This window comes from Nocardioides sp. WG-D5, assembly GCF_054031175.1.
This window is the reverse complement of sequence record NZ_CM132928.1, coordinates 796233-816072: the sequence shown is the minus strand read 5'-3', so window position 1 is coordinate 816072 and position 19840 is coordinate 796233. Positions and strand designations below refer to the sequence as shown.

Annotated in this window: 21 protein-coding genes; 11 read left to right on the top strand and 10 right to left on the bottom strand. The window is 70.7% G+C overall.

What is annotated here, in order from left to right; all coding sequences use genetic code 11:
- Nucleotides 1-9 precede the first annotated feature (9 nt).
- The 3 genes from ACWZJV_RS04025 to ACWZJV_RS04015 all read left to right on the top strand — a co-directional run bounded on the left by ACWZJV_RS04025 (nucleotide 10) and on the right by ACWZJV_RS04015 (nucleotide 3067).
- Nucleotides 10-1485, top strand: coding sequence for a sodium:solute symporter (locus tag ACWZJV_RS04025; RefSeq protein ID WP_457180303.1), 1476 nt, complete (start codon nucleotides 10-12; stop codon nucleotides 1483-1485).
- A gap of 77 nt (nucleotides 1486-1562) precedes the next feature.
- On the top strand, nucleotides 1563-2417 hold the full coding sequence (locus tag ACWZJV_RS04020; RefSeq protein ID WP_457180302.1) for an esterase/lipase family protein: 855 nt from the start codon (nucleotides 1563-1565) through the stop codon (nucleotides 2415-2417).
- Entirely contained in the window at nucleotides 2417-3067 is a 651-nt protein-coding gene (locus ACWZJV_RS04015; RefSeq protein ID WP_457180301.1) for a TetR/AcrR family transcriptional regulator, read from the top strand. Before ACWZJV_RS04020 ends, ACWZJV_RS04015 begins: the two co-directional genes overlap by 1 nt.
- Here the strand turns inward: ACWZJV_RS04015 and ACWZJV_RS04010 are convergent.
- A complete protein-coding gene (locus ACWZJV_RS04010; protein WP_008357627.1) occupies nucleotides 3064-3525 on the bottom strand; it encodes a winged helix-turn-helix transcriptional regulator in 462 nt (153 codons plus the stop codon). The two genes, ACWZJV_RS04015 and ACWZJV_RS04010, sit on opposite strands and share 4 nt — an antisense overlap.
- A gap of 64 nt (nucleotides 3526-3589) precedes the next feature.
- On the opposite strand from ACWZJV_RS04010, the gene ACWZJV_RS04005 reads away from it, so the two are divergent.
- From ACWZJV_RS04005 to ACWZJV_RS03990, 4 genes are read left to right on the top strand one after another with little or no spacing between them, the layout of a single operon-like run.
- Nucleotides 3590-4120: an N-acetyltransferase family protein gene (locus ACWZJV_RS04005; protein ID WP_457180300.1), complete on the top strand. Its 531-nt coding sequence runs from the start codon at nucleotides 3590-3592 to the stop codon at nucleotides 4118-4120.
- A 60-nt stretch (nucleotides 4121-4180) separates the two neighbouring features.
- Nucleotides 4181-4501 carry a hypothetical protein gene (locus ACWZJV_RS04000; RefSeq protein WP_008357624.1) on the top strand — a complete coding sequence of 107 codons (321 nt, stop codon included), beginning with the start codon at nucleotides 4181-4183 and terminating at the stop codon, nucleotides 4499-4501.
- Nucleotides 4498-4923, top strand: coding sequence for a phage holin family protein (locus tag ACWZJV_RS03995; RefSeq protein WP_040755014.1), 426 nt, complete (start codon nucleotides 4498-4500; stop codon nucleotides 4921-4923). The genes ACWZJV_RS04000 and ACWZJV_RS03995 overlap by 4 nt, the downstream gene beginning before the upstream one ends.
- Nucleotides 4920-5210, top strand: a complete 291-nt coding sequence (locus tag ACWZJV_RS03990) for a DUF3618 domain-containing protein (protein WP_457180299.1) — start codon at nucleotides 4920-4922, stop codon at nucleotides 5208-5210. The genes ACWZJV_RS03995 and ACWZJV_RS03990 overlap by 4 nt, the downstream gene beginning before the upstream one ends.
- On the opposite strand, the gene ACWZJV_RS03985 is transcribed toward ACWZJV_RS03990, so the two are convergent.
- The 3 genes from ACWZJV_RS03985 to ACWZJV_RS03975 are packed head-to-tail and all read right to left on the bottom strand — an operon-like array spanning nucleotide 5197 to nucleotide 8731.
- Entirely contained in the window at nucleotides 5197-6627 is a 1431-nt protein-coding gene (locus ACWZJV_RS03985; RefSeq protein WP_457180298.1) for a pyridoxal phosphate-dependent decarboxylase family protein, read from the bottom strand. The genes ACWZJV_RS03990 and ACWZJV_RS03985 overlap by 14 nt on opposite strands.
- On the bottom strand, nucleotides 6624-7955 hold the full coding sequence (locus ACWZJV_RS03980; RefSeq protein WP_457180297.1) for an MFS transporter: 1332 nt from the start codon (nucleotides 7953-7955) through the stop codon (nucleotides 6624-6626). The genes ACWZJV_RS03985 and ACWZJV_RS03980 overlap by 4 nt, the downstream gene beginning before the upstream one ends.
- 50 nt (nucleotides 7956-8005) lie before the next feature.
- Entirely contained in the window at nucleotides 8006-8731 is a 726-nt protein-coding gene (locus ACWZJV_RS03975) for a transporter substrate-binding domain-containing protein (protein ID WP_457180296.1), read from the bottom strand.
- An 81-nt stretch (nucleotides 8732-8812) separates the two neighbouring features.
- On the opposite strand from ACWZJV_RS03975, the gene ACWZJV_RS03970 reads away from it, so the two are divergent.
- Both ACWZJV_RS03970 and ACWZJV_RS03965 read left to right on the top strand, forming a co-directional pair.
- Nucleotides 8813-9280, top strand: a complete 468-nt coding sequence (locus ACWZJV_RS03970; protein ID WP_008357612.1) for a peroxiredoxin — start codon at nucleotides 8813-8815, stop codon at nucleotides 9278-9280.
- On the top strand, nucleotides 9277-10125 hold the full coding sequence (locus tag ACWZJV_RS03965) for an SDR family oxidoreductase (protein ID WP_457180295.1): 849 nt from the start codon (nucleotides 9277-9279) through the stop codon (nucleotides 10123-10125). Before ACWZJV_RS03970 ends, ACWZJV_RS03965 begins: the two co-directional genes overlap by 4 nt.
- Before the next feature lie 28 nt (nucleotides 10126-10153).
- Here ACWZJV_RS03965 and ACWZJV_RS03960 read toward each other — a convergent pair whose 3' ends face one another.
- Nucleotides 10154-10687 (bottom strand): AAA family ATPase, encoded by a 534-nt coding sequence (locus ACWZJV_RS03960; protein WP_196873599.1) that lies wholly within the window; start codon nucleotides 10685-10687, stop codon nucleotides 10154-10156.
- 93 nt (nucleotides 10688-10780) lie between these two features.
- On the opposite strand from ACWZJV_RS03960, the gene ACWZJV_RS03955 reads away from it, so the two are divergent.
- Nucleotides 10781-11113, top strand: coding sequence for a CU044_2847 family protein (locus ACWZJV_RS03955; RefSeq protein WP_196873600.1), 333 nt, complete (start codon nucleotides 10781-10783; stop codon nucleotides 11111-11113).
- Nucleotides 11113-12735 (top strand): STING domain-containing protein, encoded by a 1623-nt coding sequence (locus tag ACWZJV_RS03950; protein WP_196873601.1) that lies wholly within the window; start codon nucleotides 11113-11115, stop codon nucleotides 12733-12735. Before ACWZJV_RS03955 ends, ACWZJV_RS03950 begins: the two co-directional genes overlap by 1 nt.
- Before the next feature lie 32 nt (nucleotides 12736-12767).
- Here ACWZJV_RS03950 and ACWZJV_RS03945 read toward each other — a convergent pair whose 3' ends face one another.
- From ACWZJV_RS03945 to ACWZJV_RS03925, 5 genes are read right to left on the bottom strand one after another with little or no spacing between them, the layout of a single operon-like run.
- A complete protein-coding gene (locus tag ACWZJV_RS03945; protein WP_457180294.1) occupies nucleotides 12768-14363 on the bottom strand; it encodes a long-chain-fatty-acid--CoA ligase in 1596 nt (531 codons plus the stop codon).
- A 35-nt stretch (nucleotides 14364-14398) separates the two neighbouring features.
- Nucleotides 14399-15763, bottom strand: coding sequence for a flavin monoamine oxidase family protein (locus tag ACWZJV_RS03940; RefSeq protein WP_457180293.1), 1365 nt, complete (start codon nucleotides 15761-15763; stop codon nucleotides 14399-14401).
- Nucleotides 15764-15767: 4 nt separating this feature from the next.
- Nucleotides 15768-16829, bottom strand: coding sequence for an alpha/beta hydrolase (locus ACWZJV_RS03935; RefSeq protein ID WP_457180292.1), 1062 nt, complete (start codon nucleotides 16827-16829; stop codon nucleotides 15768-15770).
- Complete coding sequence (locus tag ACWZJV_RS03930) at nucleotides 16826-18346, bottom strand: flavin-containing monooxygenase (RefSeq protein WP_457180291.1); 1521 nt, start codon at nucleotides 18344-18346, stop codon at nucleotides 16826-16828. Before ACWZJV_RS03930 ends, ACWZJV_RS03935 begins: the two co-directional genes overlap by 4 nt.
- 15 nt (nucleotides 18347-18361) lie before the next feature.
- Nucleotides 18362-19795 carry an APC family permease gene (locus ACWZJV_RS03925; protein WP_457180290.1) on the bottom strand — a complete coding sequence of 478 codons (1434 nt, stop codon included), beginning with the start codon at nucleotides 19793-19795 and terminating at the stop codon, nucleotides 18362-18364.
- Between the last annotated feature and the right edge of the window lie 45 nt (nucleotides 19796-19840).

Genomic DNA, 19840 nt, shown 5'->3' with positions numbered 1-19840 from the left:
GAGCCCCTCATGGATCTCACGATCATCGTCATCTACCTCGCCGCCATGGTCGCCTTCGGCTGGTGGGGCAAGTCCCGCACCAGCGACAGCGCCGACTTCCTCGTCGCCGGCCGCCGGCTCGGCCCGGTGCTCTACACCGGCACCATGTCCGCACTCGTCCTCGGCGGTGCCTCGACCGTCGGTGGCGTCGCGCTCGGCTACGAGTACGGCATCTCCGGGGCGTGGCTCGTGGCCGCGATCGCCCTCGGCGTGCTCGCACTGAGCCTCTTCTTCGCCGGCCGGATCCAGCGGCTCCGGATCTACACCGTGGCCCAGATGCTGGAGCTGCGCTACGGCGTCGGAGCCACCGCCGCCTCGGGCCTGGTCATGGTGGCGTACACACTGATGCTCGCGGTCACCTCGACGATGGCGTACGCGACGGTGTTCAACGTGCTCTTCGGCACCGACCGCTGGCTCTCGGTGCTGATCGGCGGCGCCATCGTGGTGATCTACTCCGCGATCGGCGGGATGTGGTCGATCACGCTGACCGACATGGTGCAGTTCGCGCTGAAGACCATCGGCGTCTTCTTCCTGCTGCTGCCGTTCACCTGGAGCCACGCCGGTGGCCTGGAGGGGATCAAGGAGCGGGCCGGGGACTCCGTCTTCGACCTCGACGCCATCGGCACCGGGACCATCATCACCTACATCGTCGTCTACACCTTCGGCATGCTGATCGGGCAGGACATCTGGCAGCGGGTCTTCACCGCCCGCTCGCCCCAGGTGGCCCGCTGGGGCGGCACCGCGTCAGGCGTCTACTGCCTGCTCTACGGCGTGGCCGGCGCCCTGATCGGTGCCGCCGCCTCCACCTTCATGACCGTCGACGACCGCAACGACGTCTACGCCACCATCGCCCAGTCGATCCTCCCCGTCGGCGTCAGCGGCCTGGTGCTCGCGGCGGCCGTCGCGGCGATGATGTCGACGGCCTCAGGAGCCCTGATCGCGACCGCGACCGTGGCCCGCACCGATGTGCAGCCCCTGCTCGCCCGGCTGGTCGGACGCAGCCCCGAGCCGGTGCAGGACGAGGCCGAGAACCCCGAGCACGACGTGCGCTCGAACCGGATCTACGTCGTCGCAGTCGGCATCGCGGTCGTCGTCATCTCCTCGCTGCTCACCGATGTCGTCTCCGCACTCACCATCGCCTACGACATCCTCGTCGGTGGTCTGCTGGTGCCGATCCTCGGCGGCTTCGTCTGGCGCCGCGGAACCGGTGCCGGAGCGGTGGCGGCGATGGCCACCGGGACCGTCGCCACGCTGGGCACCATGGCGATCGTCGGCGACGTGCTCGCCAACGAGCCCGTCTACGCCGGCCTGGTCGTCAGCGTGGTCGCGTACGTCCTGGTCAGCCTGCTCACCCGGCCCACCGAGCCCGCGGTGATGCGGGAGTGGACCGGCCGGCTCGCGGGCGAGGAGGCCCCTGCGGCTCCGGCCGCCGTCGAAGCAATCTGAAAATGAGCATTGTCAAATAGGCCAGCGCGTCCTAGGGTCGGCCGTAGTCGGTCTCGCCTGGGGAAGAGTGGTCTGCCATGGTTCTGCGCTCCGCTGTCATCTGTGCCGCTGTGCTGCTGTCGACGGTCACGACGCTGCTGGCCGCAGCGCCGGCGCAGGCGGCAGGAGGCGTCAACGACGCCTCCTGCCGACCATCGGCCGACCATCCGAACCCGGTCGTCTTCCTGCACGGCCTGGGGGCCAACAAGGACGAGGACCTCAACGTCCTCCAGGCCGACGTCGCCGGGCAGGGCTACTGCACCTACAGCCTGACCTACGGCGCCGGGGCCTACGGGCCGTTCGTCGGCGGGGTGGGGGACATCGCGAGGTCGGCGAGGCAGATCAAGGACTTCGTCCTGGGCGTGCTCGCGCAGACCGGCGCCGCGAAGGTCGACCTGGTCGGCCACTCCGAGGGAGGGTTCCAGACGCTCTACGTCACCAAGACGCAGGGCATCGCGGACCGGATCGACAAGGTCGTCGCGATCGCACCGCCGACGCACGGCACCACCTTCGCGGGGCTCTACCAGCTGGGCATGACGCTGGGCGCGGACGAGCTCGCCGGAAAGGTTCTGACCGCCTTCGGGTGCATCGCCTGCACCCAGCTGGTCACCGACGGGAGTGCCGTGCGCACCCTGACGAACGGGCCGATCGCGCAGCCCGGCGTGACGTACACGATCATCCAGTCGAGGTACGACGAGCTGGTCACGCCCACCGAGACCTCGTTCGTGCGCGAGCCCGGTGTCACCAACACCTACGTGCAGGACGTGTGCCCCTACGACCCGGTCGGCCACATCGGCGAGGCCTACGACACCAACGTGTGGCACCTGGTGAAGAACGCGCTCGACCCCGCCGGTGCCGGCCCCTTCGTCTGCTCGGTCGGGTCGCCCGGCTGATGGCATCGGAGGGGCGCTCCTACGGTGGACTGACCCGGGAGGAGCGCGACGCCCAGCGGCGCCAGCGGCTGCTGGAGGCCGCCAAGGAGATCATCGGCACGAAGGGCTACGCGGCGACCACGATCCCGGGCGTCTGTGCCGCCTCGAAGGTGTCGACGCGGCACTTCTACGAGATCTATCCCGGCAAGGAGGATCTCTTCGTCGACCTCTACGACCGGATCACCGCCGAGTCCTACGAGCGGGTGGCGGAGTCGCTGAAGGCGACCGCCGGCGAGTCGATCTCGCGCCGGGTGCAGGCGGCGGTGCTGGCCTATCTCGACCCGATGCTCAAGGACACCCGCGTCGCCCGGATCGCCTTCGTCGAGATCATGGGCGCCAGCCCGCGGATCGAGAAGCTCCGGCTCGACTACCGCGAGACCCTCGTCGGGGTCGTACGCACCGAGTGCTCCGCCTCGGTGGCCCGCGGCGAGATCGTCGACCGCGACTGGCGCTTCGCCGCGCTGGCCCTGGTGGGCGCGGTGACCGCCATCGTCTACGACTGGGCGCTGCACCAGCCGCGCTCCAGCCGTGAGGCGCTCGAGGGCCAGCTGGCCGAGCTCGCGCTCGTGCTGCTGGCCGCCGACCCCGTCGACCGAGGCGAGGCGCCCTAGCGGGAGGCGACGGGAAGAGCGACGGGTCGCACCTCCCGCGGTCCGCCGAGCCGGTGGCCGTCCTCGCAGGTCAGCGTCAGGTGCACCTCGCCTCCGCAGTCGCGGTGCTCGAGCGTGAGGGCAGATCCGCGGGCGTCGGCGACGTAGCGGTCTCCCCACTCCATCATGGCCACCAGTGTCGGGTAGAGGTCGAGGCCCTTCTGGGTCAGCCGGTACTCGTGCCGCTGGCGCTGCCCCTCGGCGTGGTAGGGCACACGGGCCAGGACGCCCTGGTCGACCAGGGTGTTCAGCCGGTCGGTGAGCACCGCGCGCGAGACGTCGAGGTTCTGCTGGAGGTCGGCGAAGCGGCGTACGCCCAGGAAGGCCTCGCGGAGCACGAGCAGGCTCCACTTCTCGCCGACGACCGCAAGGGTGCCGGCGACCGAGCATCGGGTGCGGTCGATCTCATCGGTGATCACGGGACCAGCGTACGACGCTGAATTCGTTTGACGAACTCAGCGTGCCGGGAGGAGAGTTCGAAATATGAACTCAGAACTCCTTGTCGCGATGCCGGCGGTCGCCACGCGACCGGTGCGGTCCGAGGACCTGGCCGCCTTCGAACGGATGTGGGGGCGCCTGTCCGAGGAGACCATCTACCGCCGCTTCCACGCCCCGATCCGGCGGCTCTCGCTCAAGCTCCGGCGCTACCTCGTCGACGTCGACCACCGCGACCACGACGCCCTGGTCGCCGTCGCCGGCGGTGAGGTGATCGCCGTGGCCCGCTATCACCGTTGCGCCGACGACCCTGCCGCCGCGGAGGTGGCGGTGCTCGTGGAGGACGCCTGGCAGGGCCGCGGCCTGGGCGCGCGGCTGCTGCGCGAGCTGGCCCGCCTGGCGGGCCGGCGGGGCATCGATGTCCTCACCGGCGACGTGCAGGCCGACAACCTGAGGATGCTGGACGTCGTCCGGTCGCTCCTGGGCCCGGCGGCGCTGGAGCCGGAGGGCGACCTGGTCCACGTCCGCGGCAGCTATCAGGAGGCGGGCGAGGCGCGAGCCGCTGCCCCCTGTGCATGAGCCCTGTCTAACTTCGCGGCGCCTGGGTACCGGCCAGGTGTAAGCGATGAGGAGGAGCACATGTTCAAGAAACCAGCGTTGATGACTGCCTTTGGCATCGGCTACGTCCTGGGCGCTCGCGCCGGACGTGAGCGCTACGACGCCATCGCAGCCAAGGCACAGGAGCTGTGGCACGACCCGCGGGTGCAGGACAAGGCACACCGCGCCGGGTTCGTCGCCAAGGAGAAGGCGGCTTCCGCCAAGCACACCGTCCAGGAGAAGATGCCCGGCGACACCACGCCGTCCTCGGCATCCACCCCGACCACCCAGACGACGGCGAGTGTCCCGCACCCGACCACCACCGACCCGGTGACGGACATGCCGAAGGGGTGGGAGTCGTGACGCTTCACCAGACCGACGCATCCATGGGTGAGCTGGTCTCGCGGCTCTCGGAGGAGATGTCCAGTCTCGTACGTGGCGAGTTGGAGCTCGCCCGCCTCGAGCTGACCGAGAAGGCCAAGCACACCGGCAAGGGGGCCGGCGCGTTCGGCGCAGCCGGTCTGGTGGCGCTGTACGGCGTCGGGGCGCTGATCGCCACCGCGATCCTCGCCCTGGCGCTGGTCATGGACGCCTGGCTGGCAGCGTTGCTGGTCGGAGTCGTCCTGCTGGCCATCGCCGGCGGCATCGCCGTGTTCGGGAAGAAGCAGGTCTCCGAGGGGGTCCCGATGAAGCCCGAACGCGCCACCGAGAACCTCAGGCGAGACGTGGAGGCCGTCCGGCACCACCGTCGAGCCGAGGACCGCATCGCGAGGAGGACGCCATGACGCACAACACCTCCCGACCCGCCGTGACGGGTGGCCACGCGAGCATCGCCGCAGTCGAGGCCGACCTCGACACCACGCGCCACGAGATGGCCGACACCCTGGACGAGCTCGCCGCGCGGCTGGACGTGAAGACGCGCAGCAAGGAGAAGGCCCACGAGGTCAAGGAGCGTACGCAGGCGGCGGCCCGGTCCCGGGACGTGCAGATCCGAGGCGGCATCGTCGCCGCGATCGTTGCCGGCGTGATCCTGATGCTGGCCCGGAGGAAGCGCCGGCTCAGGTCCGCCTAGGCCGGGTCAACCGGTCCAGGAAGGCGACGAGCAGCGCCTCACGCAGCGCAGGGGTGGCCAGGTCGAGCATCGCGTTGACCTCGGCCATCCGCTGCGGGAGGGCGAGGTCGCCCTGCTCGCCACCGGCGCCGATGAGCCCGGCGGCGAGCAGCAGGCCGTCGAAGTCGTCCTCGGAGAGGGCGAGCGGGTCGAGCTCTGCGATGAAAGCCCCGACGCCGGGGTCGACGGTGACCGGGCCTGAGGCGACCGCCACCGCCACCGCCTCGGCCAGAGCCGCGAGCAGCTCCTCGACGTGGGGAAGCGTCGCGGCGCTCACCGACAGGTGGATCGTGGCGGGGGAGCCGGCATAGGACATCTGCGGCTGGACGTACCAGCCTCGCGCCGCCATCTCGTCGCAGACCGTGAACGGGTCGCAGCTCCCGTCGGTGGTGAGAGCGAGGAGCGTGGAGTCGGGCGCGCTGACCACGGCGAGCTCCTTGGTGTCCGCGATGCCGTCGCGGATCCGGTCCACCGCCTCGAAGACGTCGCGGGCGAGCCGCTCGTAGCCCTTGTCGCCCAACGACCGCATCACCGCCCAGGCGCCGGCCAGCGGCCCGCCCGACTTCGTCGACTGCATCGTCGAGTTCAGCATGGTGTAGCCCGGCCAGGCGGCCGAGGCGAAGAACTGGGGCCGGCGCAGCTCAGGGCTGCGGTGCAGCAGCACCGAGGTGCCCTTCGGAGCGTAGGCGTACTTGTGCAGGTCGACGGAGATCGAGGTGACGCCCTCGACCGCGAACGTCCAGGCCGGTACGTCACGCCCCAGCCGCGCGGCATAGGGCAGCACCCAGCCGCCGATGCACGCGTCGACATGGCAGCGGATGCCCCGCTCGGCCGCGGCCGCCGCGATCGCGGTGACCGGGTCGACGACCCCGTGCGCGTAGGACGGCGCCGAGGCGACCACCAGCACTGTGCGCTCGTCCATCGCCGCGGCCATCGCCGCCGGATCTGCCCGGAGGTCGGGACCGACCGGCACCAGCACCGGCTCGACGCCGAAGTAGTGCGCCGCCTTGTGGAAGGCGGCGTGCGCGGTCGCCGGCAGCACCATCCGGGGCCGTGCGATCCCGGGCTGCGCGTCGCGTGCGGTCTGCACCGCGAGCAGCACCGACTCGGTGCCCCCGGAGGTGACCGTCCCGACGACGGTGTCCGGGGCGTCGAGCAGATCAGCGGCCATGCCGACCACCTCGTTCTCCATCCGGAGCAGGCTCGGGAAGGCGGTCGGGTCCAGGCCGTTGGAGCCCGCATAGGCCGCCACCGCCTCGCGGCCGATCCGGTCGATGTCGGGCAGCCCGGAGTCGTAGACGTAGGCGAGGGTGCGGCCTCCGTGCACCGGCAGGTCGGCGGACTGCATCTCGCGGAGTCGGGTCAGGGCGTCGGTCATACGGTCACGGTTCCTTCGACGTCGTCGGCGGTGAGCGAGTAGCGCCGCAGCCACAGCAGGCTGAGGAGGACCAGGAACGCCGGCAGCACCGAGAAGCCGAGCGTGATCGCGGTCAGGGCCGAGTCGGGCTGGATGATGTCGGCGACGATGGAGGACCGGTAGCCACCGAGCGCGAGCACCACCGCGAAGACACCGGGACCGAGCGCCAGCCCGAGGGTCTCGCCGGCGGTCCAGACGCCGGTGTAGACGCCGATCCGGCTCGAGCCGCTGCGCCGGGCATCGACGGCGGCCGCGTCGGGGAGCATCGCCATCGGGAAGACCTGGCACCCGGCGTACCCGATCCCGACCAGCACCACCGCGGCGTAGACCAGGGCCACCGGCGCGATCTGGGCGGTCGCGGCGAGGAGCGCGCCGACGGCGAGGACGAGGGAGGCGGCGACGTACCCGTTCTTCTTGCCGATCCTCGCGCCGAGCGCTGCCCACGCGGGCGTGAGCAGCAGCGCGGGACCGACGAAGCAGACGAACAGCACCGTCGCCGCGCCCGCACGCCCGAGCACGTCGCCAGCCAGGTAGTCGACGCCCGCCAGCATCGCGCCGAAGGCGACGGCCTGGATCACGAACGTGATGAGCAGCCGCCGGAAGTCCGGTGCCGCCGCCACGATCCGGAGCTGGTCGCGCAGCCTGCCCGCGCCCGGCTGGACGGTGTGGACCGGCGCCCGGCGGGTGCCGGCGTACGCACTGAGCACCCCGGCCAGGATGAGCACGGCCATCACCACGCCCATGAGGCGGTAGCCGTCGCGGCCGCCGACGGCGTCGCGGATCATCGGCGCGGTGGCGCCGGCGAGCAGGATGGTCAGCGCCAGGATCGCGACCCGCCAGGTCATCAGCCGGGTGCGCTCGTCGTAGGACTCGGTCAGCTCGGCAGGCATGGCGACGTAGGGCACCTGGAAGAACGCGTACGCCGTCGCGCAGGCCAGGAACATCGTCAGCACCCAGAGCGCCTCGAGCCCGGTCGCCATCGACGGCGCCGCGAACAGCAGCGCGAACGTCGCCGCCAGCGCGATCCCGGCGCGGCGCAGCCAGGGCCGCCGCGGGCCCCGCGGATCCACCGTCCGGTCGCTGATCCGGCCGGCGATCGGGTTGAGCACGACGTCCCACGCCTTCGGCGCGAACACGATGAACCCGGCCGCCAGCGCGGCGATCCCGAGGCTGTCGGTCAGGTAGGGGAGCAGCATCAGGCCCGGGATCGTGCCGAACGTCCCGGTGGCCACGGACCCGGAGCCGTAGCCGATGCGCACCCCGAGCGGGAGGGTCGGGCTGGCTGGCATGCCCGCCATAGTGCCCTCCCCGGCGCGTCGGTGCGCGGGAACGGCGGAAATCAGGCGGTCATGGGCTCCGCGGGCGCGACGGTGGCCTCGACGCCGCTGGCGAGCAGCTCGTCGCGCACGAACCCGGAGGCCTTGAGCTCCTCGACGTACGCCGCGACCGCGGCCACGGCACCGGCGTCGAGCCCACGGGGCAGGCCGACTGACTGGCGGATCTCCATGAACGCAGGCTCCAGGATGCGGCGGCCGGTCGCGGCGACGTACTCCTCCATCGGCTGGCGAACGCCCGCAGCGGCGTCGAGCCCCTGCTCCTCGAAGACGTCGGTGGCCTCGTCGGCGCGGACCACCTCTGCGTGCCGGAGGCTGCGGGTCAGGAAGAGGTCGTAGGCCGAGCCCTCGCGGACGCCGACGCGTACGCCGTCGCGGTCGACGTCCTGCGCCCCGGTGAGCGGCGAGTCGGCGTCGGTGACGTAGACGCCCTCGATCAGCACGTAGGGAGCGGTGAAGACGACGCCCTCCTCCCGCGCCGGCTCGTTGGCGAGGAAGCAGAGGTCGACGCGGCCCTCGGTGATCGCGGCGTACGAGTCCCGGGCAGCGTCGACGCAGAGGAGCTCGAGCGGGACGCCGAGCCGGTCCGCGATCGACCTCGCGATGGCGACCGTGACGCCGCGGGGCTCCTCGGCGGTGCCCTGCGCCAGCACCGGGTTGCCGAGGTTGATGACCACGCGGAGTATGCCGGTCGGGGCGATCAGGGTGGCGAGCGGGCTCGTCGAGGGCATCTGGGGCTCCTGGGTGCGGCGGACTTCGTCGGCACCCAGTATCCGGCCAGGGGGTGTGGACCTGCGGAGTAGGTTGACGCCATGCCGCTCGAGACCGGTGCCGTCGCGCCCGACTTCACGCTCCCCGCCCAGGACGGTACGTCCGTCTCCCTCGCCCCGCTCCTCGAGAAGGGTCCGGTGGTGCTCTTCTTCTACCCGGCCGCCGAGACGCCGGTGTGCACGAAGGAGGCCTGCCACTTCCGCGACCTCGCCGGGGAGTTCGAGGCGCTCGGCGCCCACCGGCTCGGGATCAGCAAGGACAGCGTGGAGAAGCAGGCCGGCTTCGCCGCCAACCACGACCTCGACTACCCCGTCCTCTCCGACCCCGCCGGATCCGTCGCCGACCTCTACGGCGTGAAGCCCAGCCTCCTCGGCAAGCTCGGGCCGCTGCAGCGTACGACCTTCGCCATCGGGACCGACGGCCGGATCAAGGCCGTCGTCGAGGGCATGCTCAAGGCCGAGATCCACGCCGACGAGGCCCTCGCCGCACTGCGGGATCAGGCGGAATGACGACCCGCCCCACCATCGCGGTCACCGGCGCCACCGGCTTCGTCGGCGGTCACGTCGCCCGCGCGCTCGGGGGCTCCGGCGCGGCGCTCCGTCTCCTGGTCCGCGACACCGCCAGGGCTCCTGAGGTCCCCGGAGCCGACGCGTTCGCGGTCACCTACGGCGACAAAGAGGCTGCGGTGGCGGCTCTCGACGGTGTGCAGACCGTGCTCATGGTCTCGGCCTCCGAGTCGGCGGACCGCCTGGAGCAGCACCTCACCTTCGTCGACGCCGCCGCGGCGGCCGGGGTCGAGCACATCGTCTACACGTCCTTCTTCGGCGCCGCGCCGGATGCGATCTTCACGCTCGCGCGCGACCACTTCGCGACCGAGGAGCGGATCAAGACGAGCGGGATGGGCTACACCCTGCTGCGCGACAACTTCTACCTCGACTTCCTCCCCTCCCTGGTCGGTGAGGACGGCGTCATCCGCGGTCCGGCCGGCAACGGGCGGTTCGTGCCGGTCGCACGGGCCGACGTGGCGCGCTCCGCCGTGGCGACGCTCACCGCGCCCCAGCGCCACCGCGGGCTCACCTACGACCTCACCGGGCCCGAGGCGCTCACCATGAGCGAGGTCGCCGACATCCTCTCCGAGCATCGTGGGCGTGAGGTGCGCTATCACGACGAGACGATCGAGGAGGCCTATGCCTCGCGTCGCCGATGGGAGGCGCCCGACTGGCAGTACGACGCCTGGGTCTCCACCTACACCGCCATCGCCGCAGGTGAGCTCGACGGAGTGAGCAGCGCCGTGGCGACCCTCACCGGGCGCGAGCCTCTCGCGCTTCGCGATTTCCTCGCGGCGAGCGAGTAGGTCCCGGCGCCGGGCGAGTCCGGCGGTGTCATTCCTGGTGGCGGATCAGCCTGACCGATGCCATCGCCGCGACGTCGAGGCGATAGACGCGGCTGAATCCCTCCCCGTCGAGGCGGGCCAGGGTCGTGTCCATGTCAGCCCGCTGCTCCCGGATGGCCGCCTCGGGGACGACGCGGCCCACCCGTGAGGCGTTGCGCGCCAGGCAGTCCTCGAGCGGGACGTCGAGGGCGAGGGCGACGATCTCGACCCCGGTCTTCTCGGCGAGCTCGAGGTTGCGACGGCGGGCGTGCGCGTGGACGTTGGTGGCGTCGATGACCGCGATCCGGCCGGCCTCCAGACGCGCCTGAGCGATGTAGCGGACGAGGTCGAAGGCCTGCGGCGTGACCGACTGGTCCTCCTCGGAGTCGGCGATGAGGGCGCGGCAGTGGTCGCTTGAGACGACCTCGTACGGACCGAAGATCCGCTTGGCGAAGGTCGACTTGCCCGAGCCCGACGGGCCGACGAGGAGGACCAGGCTGGGAGCGCCGATCGTGAGGGTGCCACCGGCAGGTACGTCGATCACGCGCCAACCGTACTGGGAGCATCGCGAAACCCCTTACGCGTCACCCGCGGCTCCTCTACGGTTGCGTGGGTTCGATCCACGAGGAGGAGAGCGTTGGACTACACGCCGGTTCAGATCGGCACGTCGAGGATCCTGATCGAGTCGTCGGACGACGGCCCGGGCACAGCGGTCGGCGGGGTCACCGACGAGTTCGGCACCACCGAGACCAGCAGCCGGATCGAGGACGCCTACGGCTCGCTCAAACGGGTACTCCAGGACGTCGCGGCGGACCTCGGCAGCGCGCTCGCGGCCTCGCCCGACGGGCCCAGCACGGTGTCGCTGGAGCTGGCGTTCTCGTTCACCAGCGGCGCCGACGTCTGGGTGATGAAGGCGCAGGGTCAGGGGTCGGTGAAGGCCACGCTGACCTGGGACTTCGACCGGTCGTGATGGAGGTCGGGGAGCTCCTCGCACAGGCGACCTGTGCCGTGCTGGCGGGTCCGGACGGACGTACGATCGGCACGGCCTGGCTGGGCACGGAGGAGGGTCATCTGCTGACCGCCGGCCACGTGGTGGCGCCGCTCGCCGCGCAGGGCGAGGTGTGGGTGAGGTTTCCCGACGCCGATGCCGACGAACGGGCGACGTTCGTGATCCCAGCGGTCCACGACAAGCCCGCCGCGCAGGACTTCGCGGTGCTGAGGCTCGACCGCCCGAACGGCCGGCGGCCGCTACCCTTCACCCTCGTCACGCAGGCCGACGGTCGGGTCCGCGCACGCGGCTACGGCGACAACCTCCGCAGTGCCCAGAGCGGCGGTACGGGCGTACTGACACCGGCCGGCAACTACCTGCGCACCAGCAGCTCGTGGGCCTACTACTTCCAGTACGAGACGACGACCCTGGCGGTCACCGGGTTCAGCGGCGCCGCGGTCTACAGCGATCTCGCCGGCGCGGTGATCGGCATCCAGGTCGAGGCCGAGGGCGGCCGCCAGGCGTTCGCGATGCCACTGGCCCGGATCGTCGACTACTGGGAGGAGATGGTCAGCGCCGCCGTGAGACCGACGCGCGGTCGCTGCGTACTGCTGCAGCCCAGCACGACCACCGAGGCTCAGCGCGACGTCGTCCGGGAGCGGATCCTGCGGCCGGTGCTCGAGCAGCTGAACCTCGCCCTGTACGTCTCGGAGCCCTCCGGGATGCGCGGTGAGGATCTCAAGGAGCTCGAGCTCGCCGACGTCGTGGTCGCCGACATCACCGACGCCGATCCCGCCGTCGTCTACGAGCTCACCGTCGCCCAGGGCCTCGGCACCCCGGACGTCGTCATCCGGGACCGGAGCGCCGAGTCACCGGCCGGCCGCATCTTCGACGTGCTCGACCTGGACCTCGACGATGTCGAGGGGTCCCGGCGTACGGTCGAGCAGCGGTTGCTCGCGGTGAGATCGATCTTCGAGGCGCTGGGGGAGAACGCCACCGCGAACCCGGTGACCACCTTCTTCAAGGCACCCCTGACCCAGATCTCGGTGGCCAACGCCCTCGCTGCCGGATACGCCAGGAACTTCGTGCTCCCCGTCGCCAACGCGCTCCTGGAGATCAGCACCGGGCGAGGGCCGGGCGGGGTGACCGTGGACGGTGTCGAGCTGTCCGCCGAGCGGCTCCGGGACGCCACCGTGACCGTCGTGCTGCCGAAGCGGCTGGAGTGGTGCAGCGACGACTTCATCGACCTCGAGCTCGCCCAGCCGGGCCTGGTCGTCCCGGCGACCGTGTCCTACCCGGACTTCTCCCGGCCGCGGCCGATGAAGTGCCTACCGCTCGTCGATGGCGAGCCGGTGCGACTCCTCGACGTCTTCCCGACCACCCTGGCCGTCGTCGCCGAGTCGATCGACGAGCGCTTCGACGTCGACCCCCACCGGCGTACGAGCGACCACTGGGCTGCGCTGGAGCAGAAGGAGATCGACCGCTTCCAGAGCAAGCTCATCAAGCGCCTCCGCTCGGCCGGCGACCGCCGCGTCGGCCCCCGGTTCCTCCGCGACGTCGTCCGCGTCTCGACAGCCGCCGCGGTCTTCCCGGACCTGACCTGATCCATCGGATGCTGCCGCGGCGGCCCGCCCGATCATCCCTGGGCGGCCCGGTGTCGTGGCGATGCCTGGGTCATCCGTGCCAGCTCGCGCTTGAGGATCTTCCCGGTGGCGGTCATCGGCAGGCTGTCGACGAGCTCGACGATGCGCGGGTACTTGTACGAGGCCATCTGCGCCTTGGACCAGGCGACGAGGTCGGCCGCGGTGAGGGTGGAACCCGGCTGGAGGATCACGAACGCCTTGATCTCCTCCCCGTGACTCTCGTGCGGTACGCCGATGACGGCGGCCAGGCTCACGTCCGGGTGGGTCACGAGGATCTCCTCGACCTCACGGGGATAGACGTTGAAGCCGCCTCTGATGATGAGGTCCTTGGACCGGTCGACGATGTAGTAGAAGCCGTCCTCGTCGCGCCGGGCGAGGTCGCCGGTGCGGAACCAGCCGTCCTCGTCGATCACCTCGGCGGTCGCCTTCTCGCGTCGGTAGTAGCCCTTCATCACGTTGTGGCCCTTGATGGCGATCTCGCCGATCGCGTCGGGCGACCACTCGATCTCCGCCGAGGAGGCGGGGTCGATCAGCTTCATCGCGACGCCGGGGATCGGCTTGCCGATGGAGCCGGGGCGCGGCGGCTCGCCGTACGGTGCGAACGATGCCACGGGGGACGTCTCGGACAGGCCGTATCCCTCGGCCACGGTGACGCCGAGCCGCTTCTCGACCTCGCGGTGGATCTCGACCGGAAGCGCTGCGCCGCCGGAGATCGCCATGCGGAGGTGCTTCGCCAGGGTTTCCACGTCGGGGCCGCCGTCCAGCGCACCGAGCAGCCCCCAGTACATCGTCGGCACCCCTGCGAAGACGGTCACCGACTCCCTCAGCATCGTCTCGATGACAGGACCCGGCTCGAACCGGGGCAGCATCACGACGGTTCCGCCGAAGGCGAAGCCACCGTTCTGGATGACCGTCTGGCCGAAGGAGTGGAACAGCGGCAGCACGCACAGGTAGGTGTCCGGCCGGGTCGCGTCGCACCCGAACAGGTCCTTGCTCGCCAGCGCGTTGTCGCGCATGTTGCGGTGGCGCAGCTCCGCAGCCTTGGGTTGCCCGGTCGTGCCGGAGGTGTAGAGGATCACCGCGGTGTCGTCCTCGTCGGTGGCGACGGTCTCGAACGAGGACGGCTGACCGGCGACGGCCTGGGCGAAAGTGTCCGCGATCGGCGAGGACGCGGCCGGGTCGGCGGTGATGACGAAGAGCTCCCGGCACGCGTCGACCTGGTCGAACCCGGCCTTGGCCTCGGCGCCGATGGGCAGCTCCGCGGTGCCCTCGAAGGCGAACAGCACCTTCGCGTCGGAGTCGTCGAGGTGGTAGGCGACCTCGCGCGCCTTGAGCAGCACGTTCAGCGGAACGACGACGGCACCCGCCTTGAGGATGCCGAAGTACACGATCGAGAAGTACGGCAGGTTCGGACACATCAGGGCGACCTTGTCGCCGGGCGCGACCCCGCGTTCCACGAGCAGGTTCGCGACGTGGTTCGCCGCGGCGTCCACCTGGCTGTACGTCAGGCGCGTGGAGCCCAGAACCAGGGCGTCGCGGTCGGGATACGTGCGGGCCGATTCCTCGAGCAGGATCGACAGGTTCAGCATGGTGACTTCCTCGGTGGCTTCGTGTGGGAGTGGTGTCAGTGGGAGGAGAGGCTGGCCAGCACCTTGTGCGCGGCCTGCTCGCCGGAGGCGGCGGCGTCGGCCAGCGATGGCATGTCGAGGGCGTAGTCGCCGGCGAGATGGACCGGCCCGAGGTTCTGCTTGAGGGTCTCGAGCGACGCGCGGCCGCCGGGTCCCCAGAACGGCACGACCCGCGGGTGCCGACGGAGGATGCCTGCGTCGACCTTGCCCTCGAGCTCCGGGTAGACCGCGAGCAGGTCCGCGGTGAACCGCGCGACGATCTCCTCGTCGGTGAGCTCGAAGAGCCTGTCGGCCTCGGCGCCGCCCGCGAAGCAGGCCAGCGCGCCGCCGGGCTTGCGGACGTCCCCGCGGCGTACGGCGGCGGCGTGGTTGAAGATCGCCTGGAACGAGCGACCCGGGGTCGAGACGGCGAGGAAGTCGTCCCAGCGCTGCGGCTCGCCGTCCTCGTGGGTGAAGAAGCCCACCACCACGTAGCGGCCGTAGTGGATCGACTCGAAGGCTTTCCGGTACGCCGCCGGCAGCCCGGGCATGATCTTGACCGCGACGTCCGCGGGCACCGCCACGACCGCCCGGCGCGCCCGCAGGCGGGCGGGCCCGTCCGCGTCCTGGTAGTCGACGACCACGCCGTCATCGGTCCACTCCACGGTGCTCACCGGCGAGCTGAGCCGGATCCTGTCGCCGAGGTCCTCGGCGAGGATGTCGGTCAGCGTCTGGTTGCCGCCCTCCGGCAGCGTCAGGTTCGGCACCTTCTCCGGGTCGGTGAGCAGGATGCCCATGGAGAAGACGAACTGCCGGGCGGCGGTCTCCTCGGGCTCGCAGCCCATCCACTGACCCGACCAGGACCGCACCATCTCGCGGGTGAGATCGGAGGAGACGCCCCGCAGGACGAAGTCCGCGCGCCGGCGGTCGAGCTTGGCGCGTACGCGGTTGGCCCACCGGTTGTGCTCGCTCATCTCGAGGAACGGCACGTTCGCCAGGATCCGTGCGCCGACCACGGCGAGGCCGTAGCGGTCGCGCCAGGTCATCTTCGACTTGAACATCAGGGCGAAGGGGTTGGACGTGTCGACCTGCTTGCCGCCGAGGTTCAGGGCGACCGATTTCCCCTCCAGGGTGCCGAGCGGGACCCGGTGTCGGTGGAGGGCGTCGATCAGCGGACCGGTGCCCTCGGTGAACTGGGTGCCGACGTTGATCCAGTAGTCGCCCTTGCGGACGGTGTCGACGCGGCCGCCCGCACGGTCGGACGCCTCGAGGACGACGACGTCGCGGTCGGCGAGCGTGGTCGCGGCCATCAAGCCGGCCATGCCGGCGCCGATCACGACGACCTCATGGGTCTCCTCGCGGAGCTCGGGTGATGCGGACATGTCGTCAGCTCGCTTTCGTAGCAATGTGTTCGGTGCGGTCGAGTGCCGCCGAGACCGAGGCGACGAGTCGCTCGGTAGCCTTCCGGCAGCTCGGGCTGACCGCGGTGTAGGAGATGTAGCCGTGCACCAGACCCGCCTCGCGGGTGACCTCGACCGGTACGCCGGCCTCGAGCAGCGCGGTCGCGTAGGCCGTCCCGTCGTCGTGGAGTGGGTCGAAGCCGGCCAGGTTGACGATCGCCGGCGGAAGCCCGGCCAGGCTGGAGGCCCGGTACGGCGAGACGCGCGGGTCCGCCGTGTCGGTCCCCTCCGGGAGATAGTTCTGGACGAACCAGGCGACCTGCTTGGCCGACAGGGCGGGCGATCCGGCGAACTCGTCCTGCGACGGGCGGTGCTCCACGAGGTCGGTCACCGGCTGGATGAGCACCTGGGCCATGGGCTGCACGGCCTCGCCCCGCACCTGCTGCGACAGGACGGCGGCGATGTTGCCCCCGGCGCTCTCGCCCGCGACGACGATGCGGTGCGGATCGACGCCCCAGTCCGCAGCGTGTGCGACGACGTACCGCCAGGCCGCGACCGCGTCGTCCTGGGCGGCCGGAAACGGGGCGTCCGGCGCCAGGCGGTACTCGACCGAGACGACGTCGGCACCGGTGCCGTGCGCGAACATACGCGCCGGCGCGGTGTAGCTCGCGCGGCTGCCGATCACGAAGCCTCCGCCGTGGAAGAAGAGGATCAGCCCTCGCGACGGGGTGCCGTTGCTGTAGCGGGTGAGCTGGACCTCGTCCGAGACCGCGATCTCCTCCTCGACGGCGCAGGGCTCGATACGGGACGCGAAGAGCATCAGGTCGCGCTCCGTCGTGGCCCGGGCCTGGGCTGGGGGAAGGTCGCTGTAGTCCGGTCCGGACTCCCCGAGCTTCATCAGCAGCGCGACATCGGGCGCCATGGTCTCGCCCGCCGCGTTCGTGGCCGGCCTCGCCAGCATCCGCTGAAGACTCGCGGGCAGGCGGCTCAGGAAGACGAGGAAGGCCCGTTGGAGGCGCTGGCTCGAGGTGACGTGTTCCGTGCTCATGAGGCCACCTCGACGCTGGTCAGGTGAGGGGTCGAGCGCTTCTCGGAGAACCGGATGTCCTCGTGGAGCAGCTTCCCCTTGAAGAGTCGGTTGTCCTTGACGAAGGTCGTGTGCATCTGCCAGGGGACACCGGTGCCCTGGCGCGGCAGCTCCGCCCGCGCCCGCTGCATGTAGCCGGCCGAGAGGTCGAAGAGGTCCTGCGTGGGCATGCCCTCCGGCGCGACGGGCAGGGCGACGTCGTACCCCTTCTCGTCCATCTCGCGGATCACCTCGATGGCGAGGCGGGCGACGTTGCGGATGCGCAGGGTCCAGGTCGCCTTCGTGAAGCCGAGCATCATCGCCCAGTTGGGCACCCCGGAGATCAGCGAGCCGCGGTACAGCACCGAGTCGGCGACGTCGACCGGGACACCGTCGACCGTCGGCCGGATGCCGCCCAGCATCTGCATGACCAGCCCGGTCGCGGTGACGATGATGTCGGCCTCGAGCGTCCTGCCGGACTTCAGCAGGATGCCCTTCTCCGTGAACCGATCGATCTGGTCGGTCACGACGTCGGCGCTCCCGTCGCGGATCGCCTTGAAGAAGTCGCCGTCGGGACAGGCACACAGCCGCTGCTCCCACGGGTTGTACGGCGGCGCGAAGTGGGTGTCGACGTCGAACCCCTTCGGCAGCTCCTTGGCGGTCATGCTGCGCAGGAGCTTTCGCCCGAACCGCGGGAACTTCACGAGCACCGAGACGAGGAGGTGGTCGCGCCAGATGTTCTTGAAGCGGGTGAGGGCGTAGCCGACCTTCTGGCCGAAGACCTTCAGGAGCCACTGGGCGAGCTTGTCCACCTTGGGCATCGACGCGACGTAGCTCGGGGTGCGCTGCAGCATGGTGACGTGGGCAGCTGCGCCGTCACCGGTCAGCATCGCGGGCAGCATCGTCACGGCGGTCGCGCCGCTGCCGATGATCACCACGCGCTTGCCGCTGTAGTCGTAGTCCTCAGGCCAGTGCTGCGGGTGGAGGATGTCGCCCCGGAAGTCCTCGCGGCCCTCGAACCGGGGTTCGAAGCCCTGGTCGTGGTTGTAGTAGCCGGTGCCGCTGAAGACGAACCTCGCCCGGACGACCTTCTCGGACTCGTTGCCCGCTTCGTCGGTCACCGTCACATGCAGGGTCCATTCCGCGTCCTCGCTGGACCAGTCGGCCGCGGTCACCTTGTGGCCCAGGCGAAGGATCTTGTCGAGGCCGAACTCGTCGACGGTCTCCTCCATGTACTCACGGATCAGGTCTCCACCGGCGATCGCCTCCTCGTGCAGCCACGGCTTGAAGTCGTAGCCGTAGGTGTGCACCGAGTCGTCCGAGCGGATGCCCGGATACCGGAACAGGTCCCAGGTGCCGCCGACCGCGGCGCGGGCCTCGAGCAGGAGGAACTCCTTGTCGGGGAACGCCTCCGTCAGGTGCTTCGCCACGCCGATGCCGGAGAGGCCGGCGCCGATGACGACGATGTCGGCGTACTCCGTCGCGATGGTCTGGTTCATTGCTGCACTTCCTTCTCAGTGGTGGGTCTGGTGACTGGCGGTACGACGGGCGCGGCCGAGGCGGTCGACGGCGAGGAACGCCACGAACACCGCGGCGGCGGCCGCGACCGCGACGTACGACATCGCGTCGAGCGGCGGGGCGGGCGGGTTGACGAGGCCGTTGAGGTACATCCAGGCCATCGCGGCGGCTCCGAGGACCGCGCCGATGACGGTGAGCGGTCCGAGCCGTCCCTCGCGTCCGAGCAGCCGAAGTGCGCCCGCGCAGATGAGCAGATAGGGGACGACCCAGAAGTAGACGATGAGCGTCGCGACCGAGTTGTAGACACCGACGATGTTGTCGGGGTTGAGCGCGACCATGACGAGGATCGCGCCGAGGCCGAGGACGCAGATCGTGACGACGGCGGCCGCGGGGCTGTGATGGCGCGGATGGATGCGGCCGGTGCGGGCGGGCAGCAGACCGTCGGCTGCAAGGGTGGCGACGAAGCGTGAGCCGTAGTTGACGAACCCGATGAGGGCGGCGAACGTCGCGACCGCGAGCACCAGGTCGGTCGCGGTCGCCACGCTGCTGCCCAGGCCACCCTCGACGGCGAGGGCGGCGGCGGGGGAGGTGCCGGCCGCGAGAGCGTCGCTCGCAGCGACGAGTGCGGGCACCTGAAGCAGGGTCGCCACGACGTACAGGGCGCCCAGGCCTACCGGCACGCACATCACGGCGAGCGGTACGGAACGTCGCGCGTCGCGGGTCTCGGCCGCGAGCGCCGTGCTGCTCTCGAACCCGACGAGGAACACCGCGCCGGCGGCGACCCCTTGGAAGATGCCGCTCGGCGTGGCGCCCTCGAGGGAGAGCTGGGCACCGAGGTCGAGACCTGCGCTCGCGGCGGCGGCCACGGTGATGACCAGCATCAGCGGCACGGAGACGACGGCCAGCGTGACCGCGGTGCGCACCGACGTGTCCAGTCCCCGGTAGGCGATGGTGCCGGCGATCAGGACGGCGGCGCTGTAGATCAGCATCTGCACGCCGACGTCGAAGCTCGCCTCGACGCCGAGGGAGAGCAGGAAGCTGCCGGAGAAGAGGCCGACCAGGAAGGCGATCGCGCCGATCTGGGCGACGTAGCCGAGGAAGAGCGTGGCGCCCACGAGGATGCGTGCCCAGGGGCCGAAGACCTGCGGGACGTAGGAGTAGAGCGACCCGGTGACCACGTGGCGGCGGGCGAAGGTGATGACCGAGAGGCCGACCAGGCTCGTCGCGACAGCCGCGATCAGCGCACCCAGCCAGCTGCCGTTGCCGGCGGTGACCAGCACCAGGGCCGGCACCGAGGCCAGCCCGACGGGCGGGACGTACGACGCCAGGGCCAGCCCGACGAGCTGGTTGCGGCTGAGGTGGCCCCGGTCGAGGCCGTCGATCGGGGGAGCGTTGACCGGCCCGCCGGAGGACGCGCTGCTGGTCGTCATGTCGTGTCCCTTCTGCCAGAGACGAAGTTAGTCATTTGATTGGGT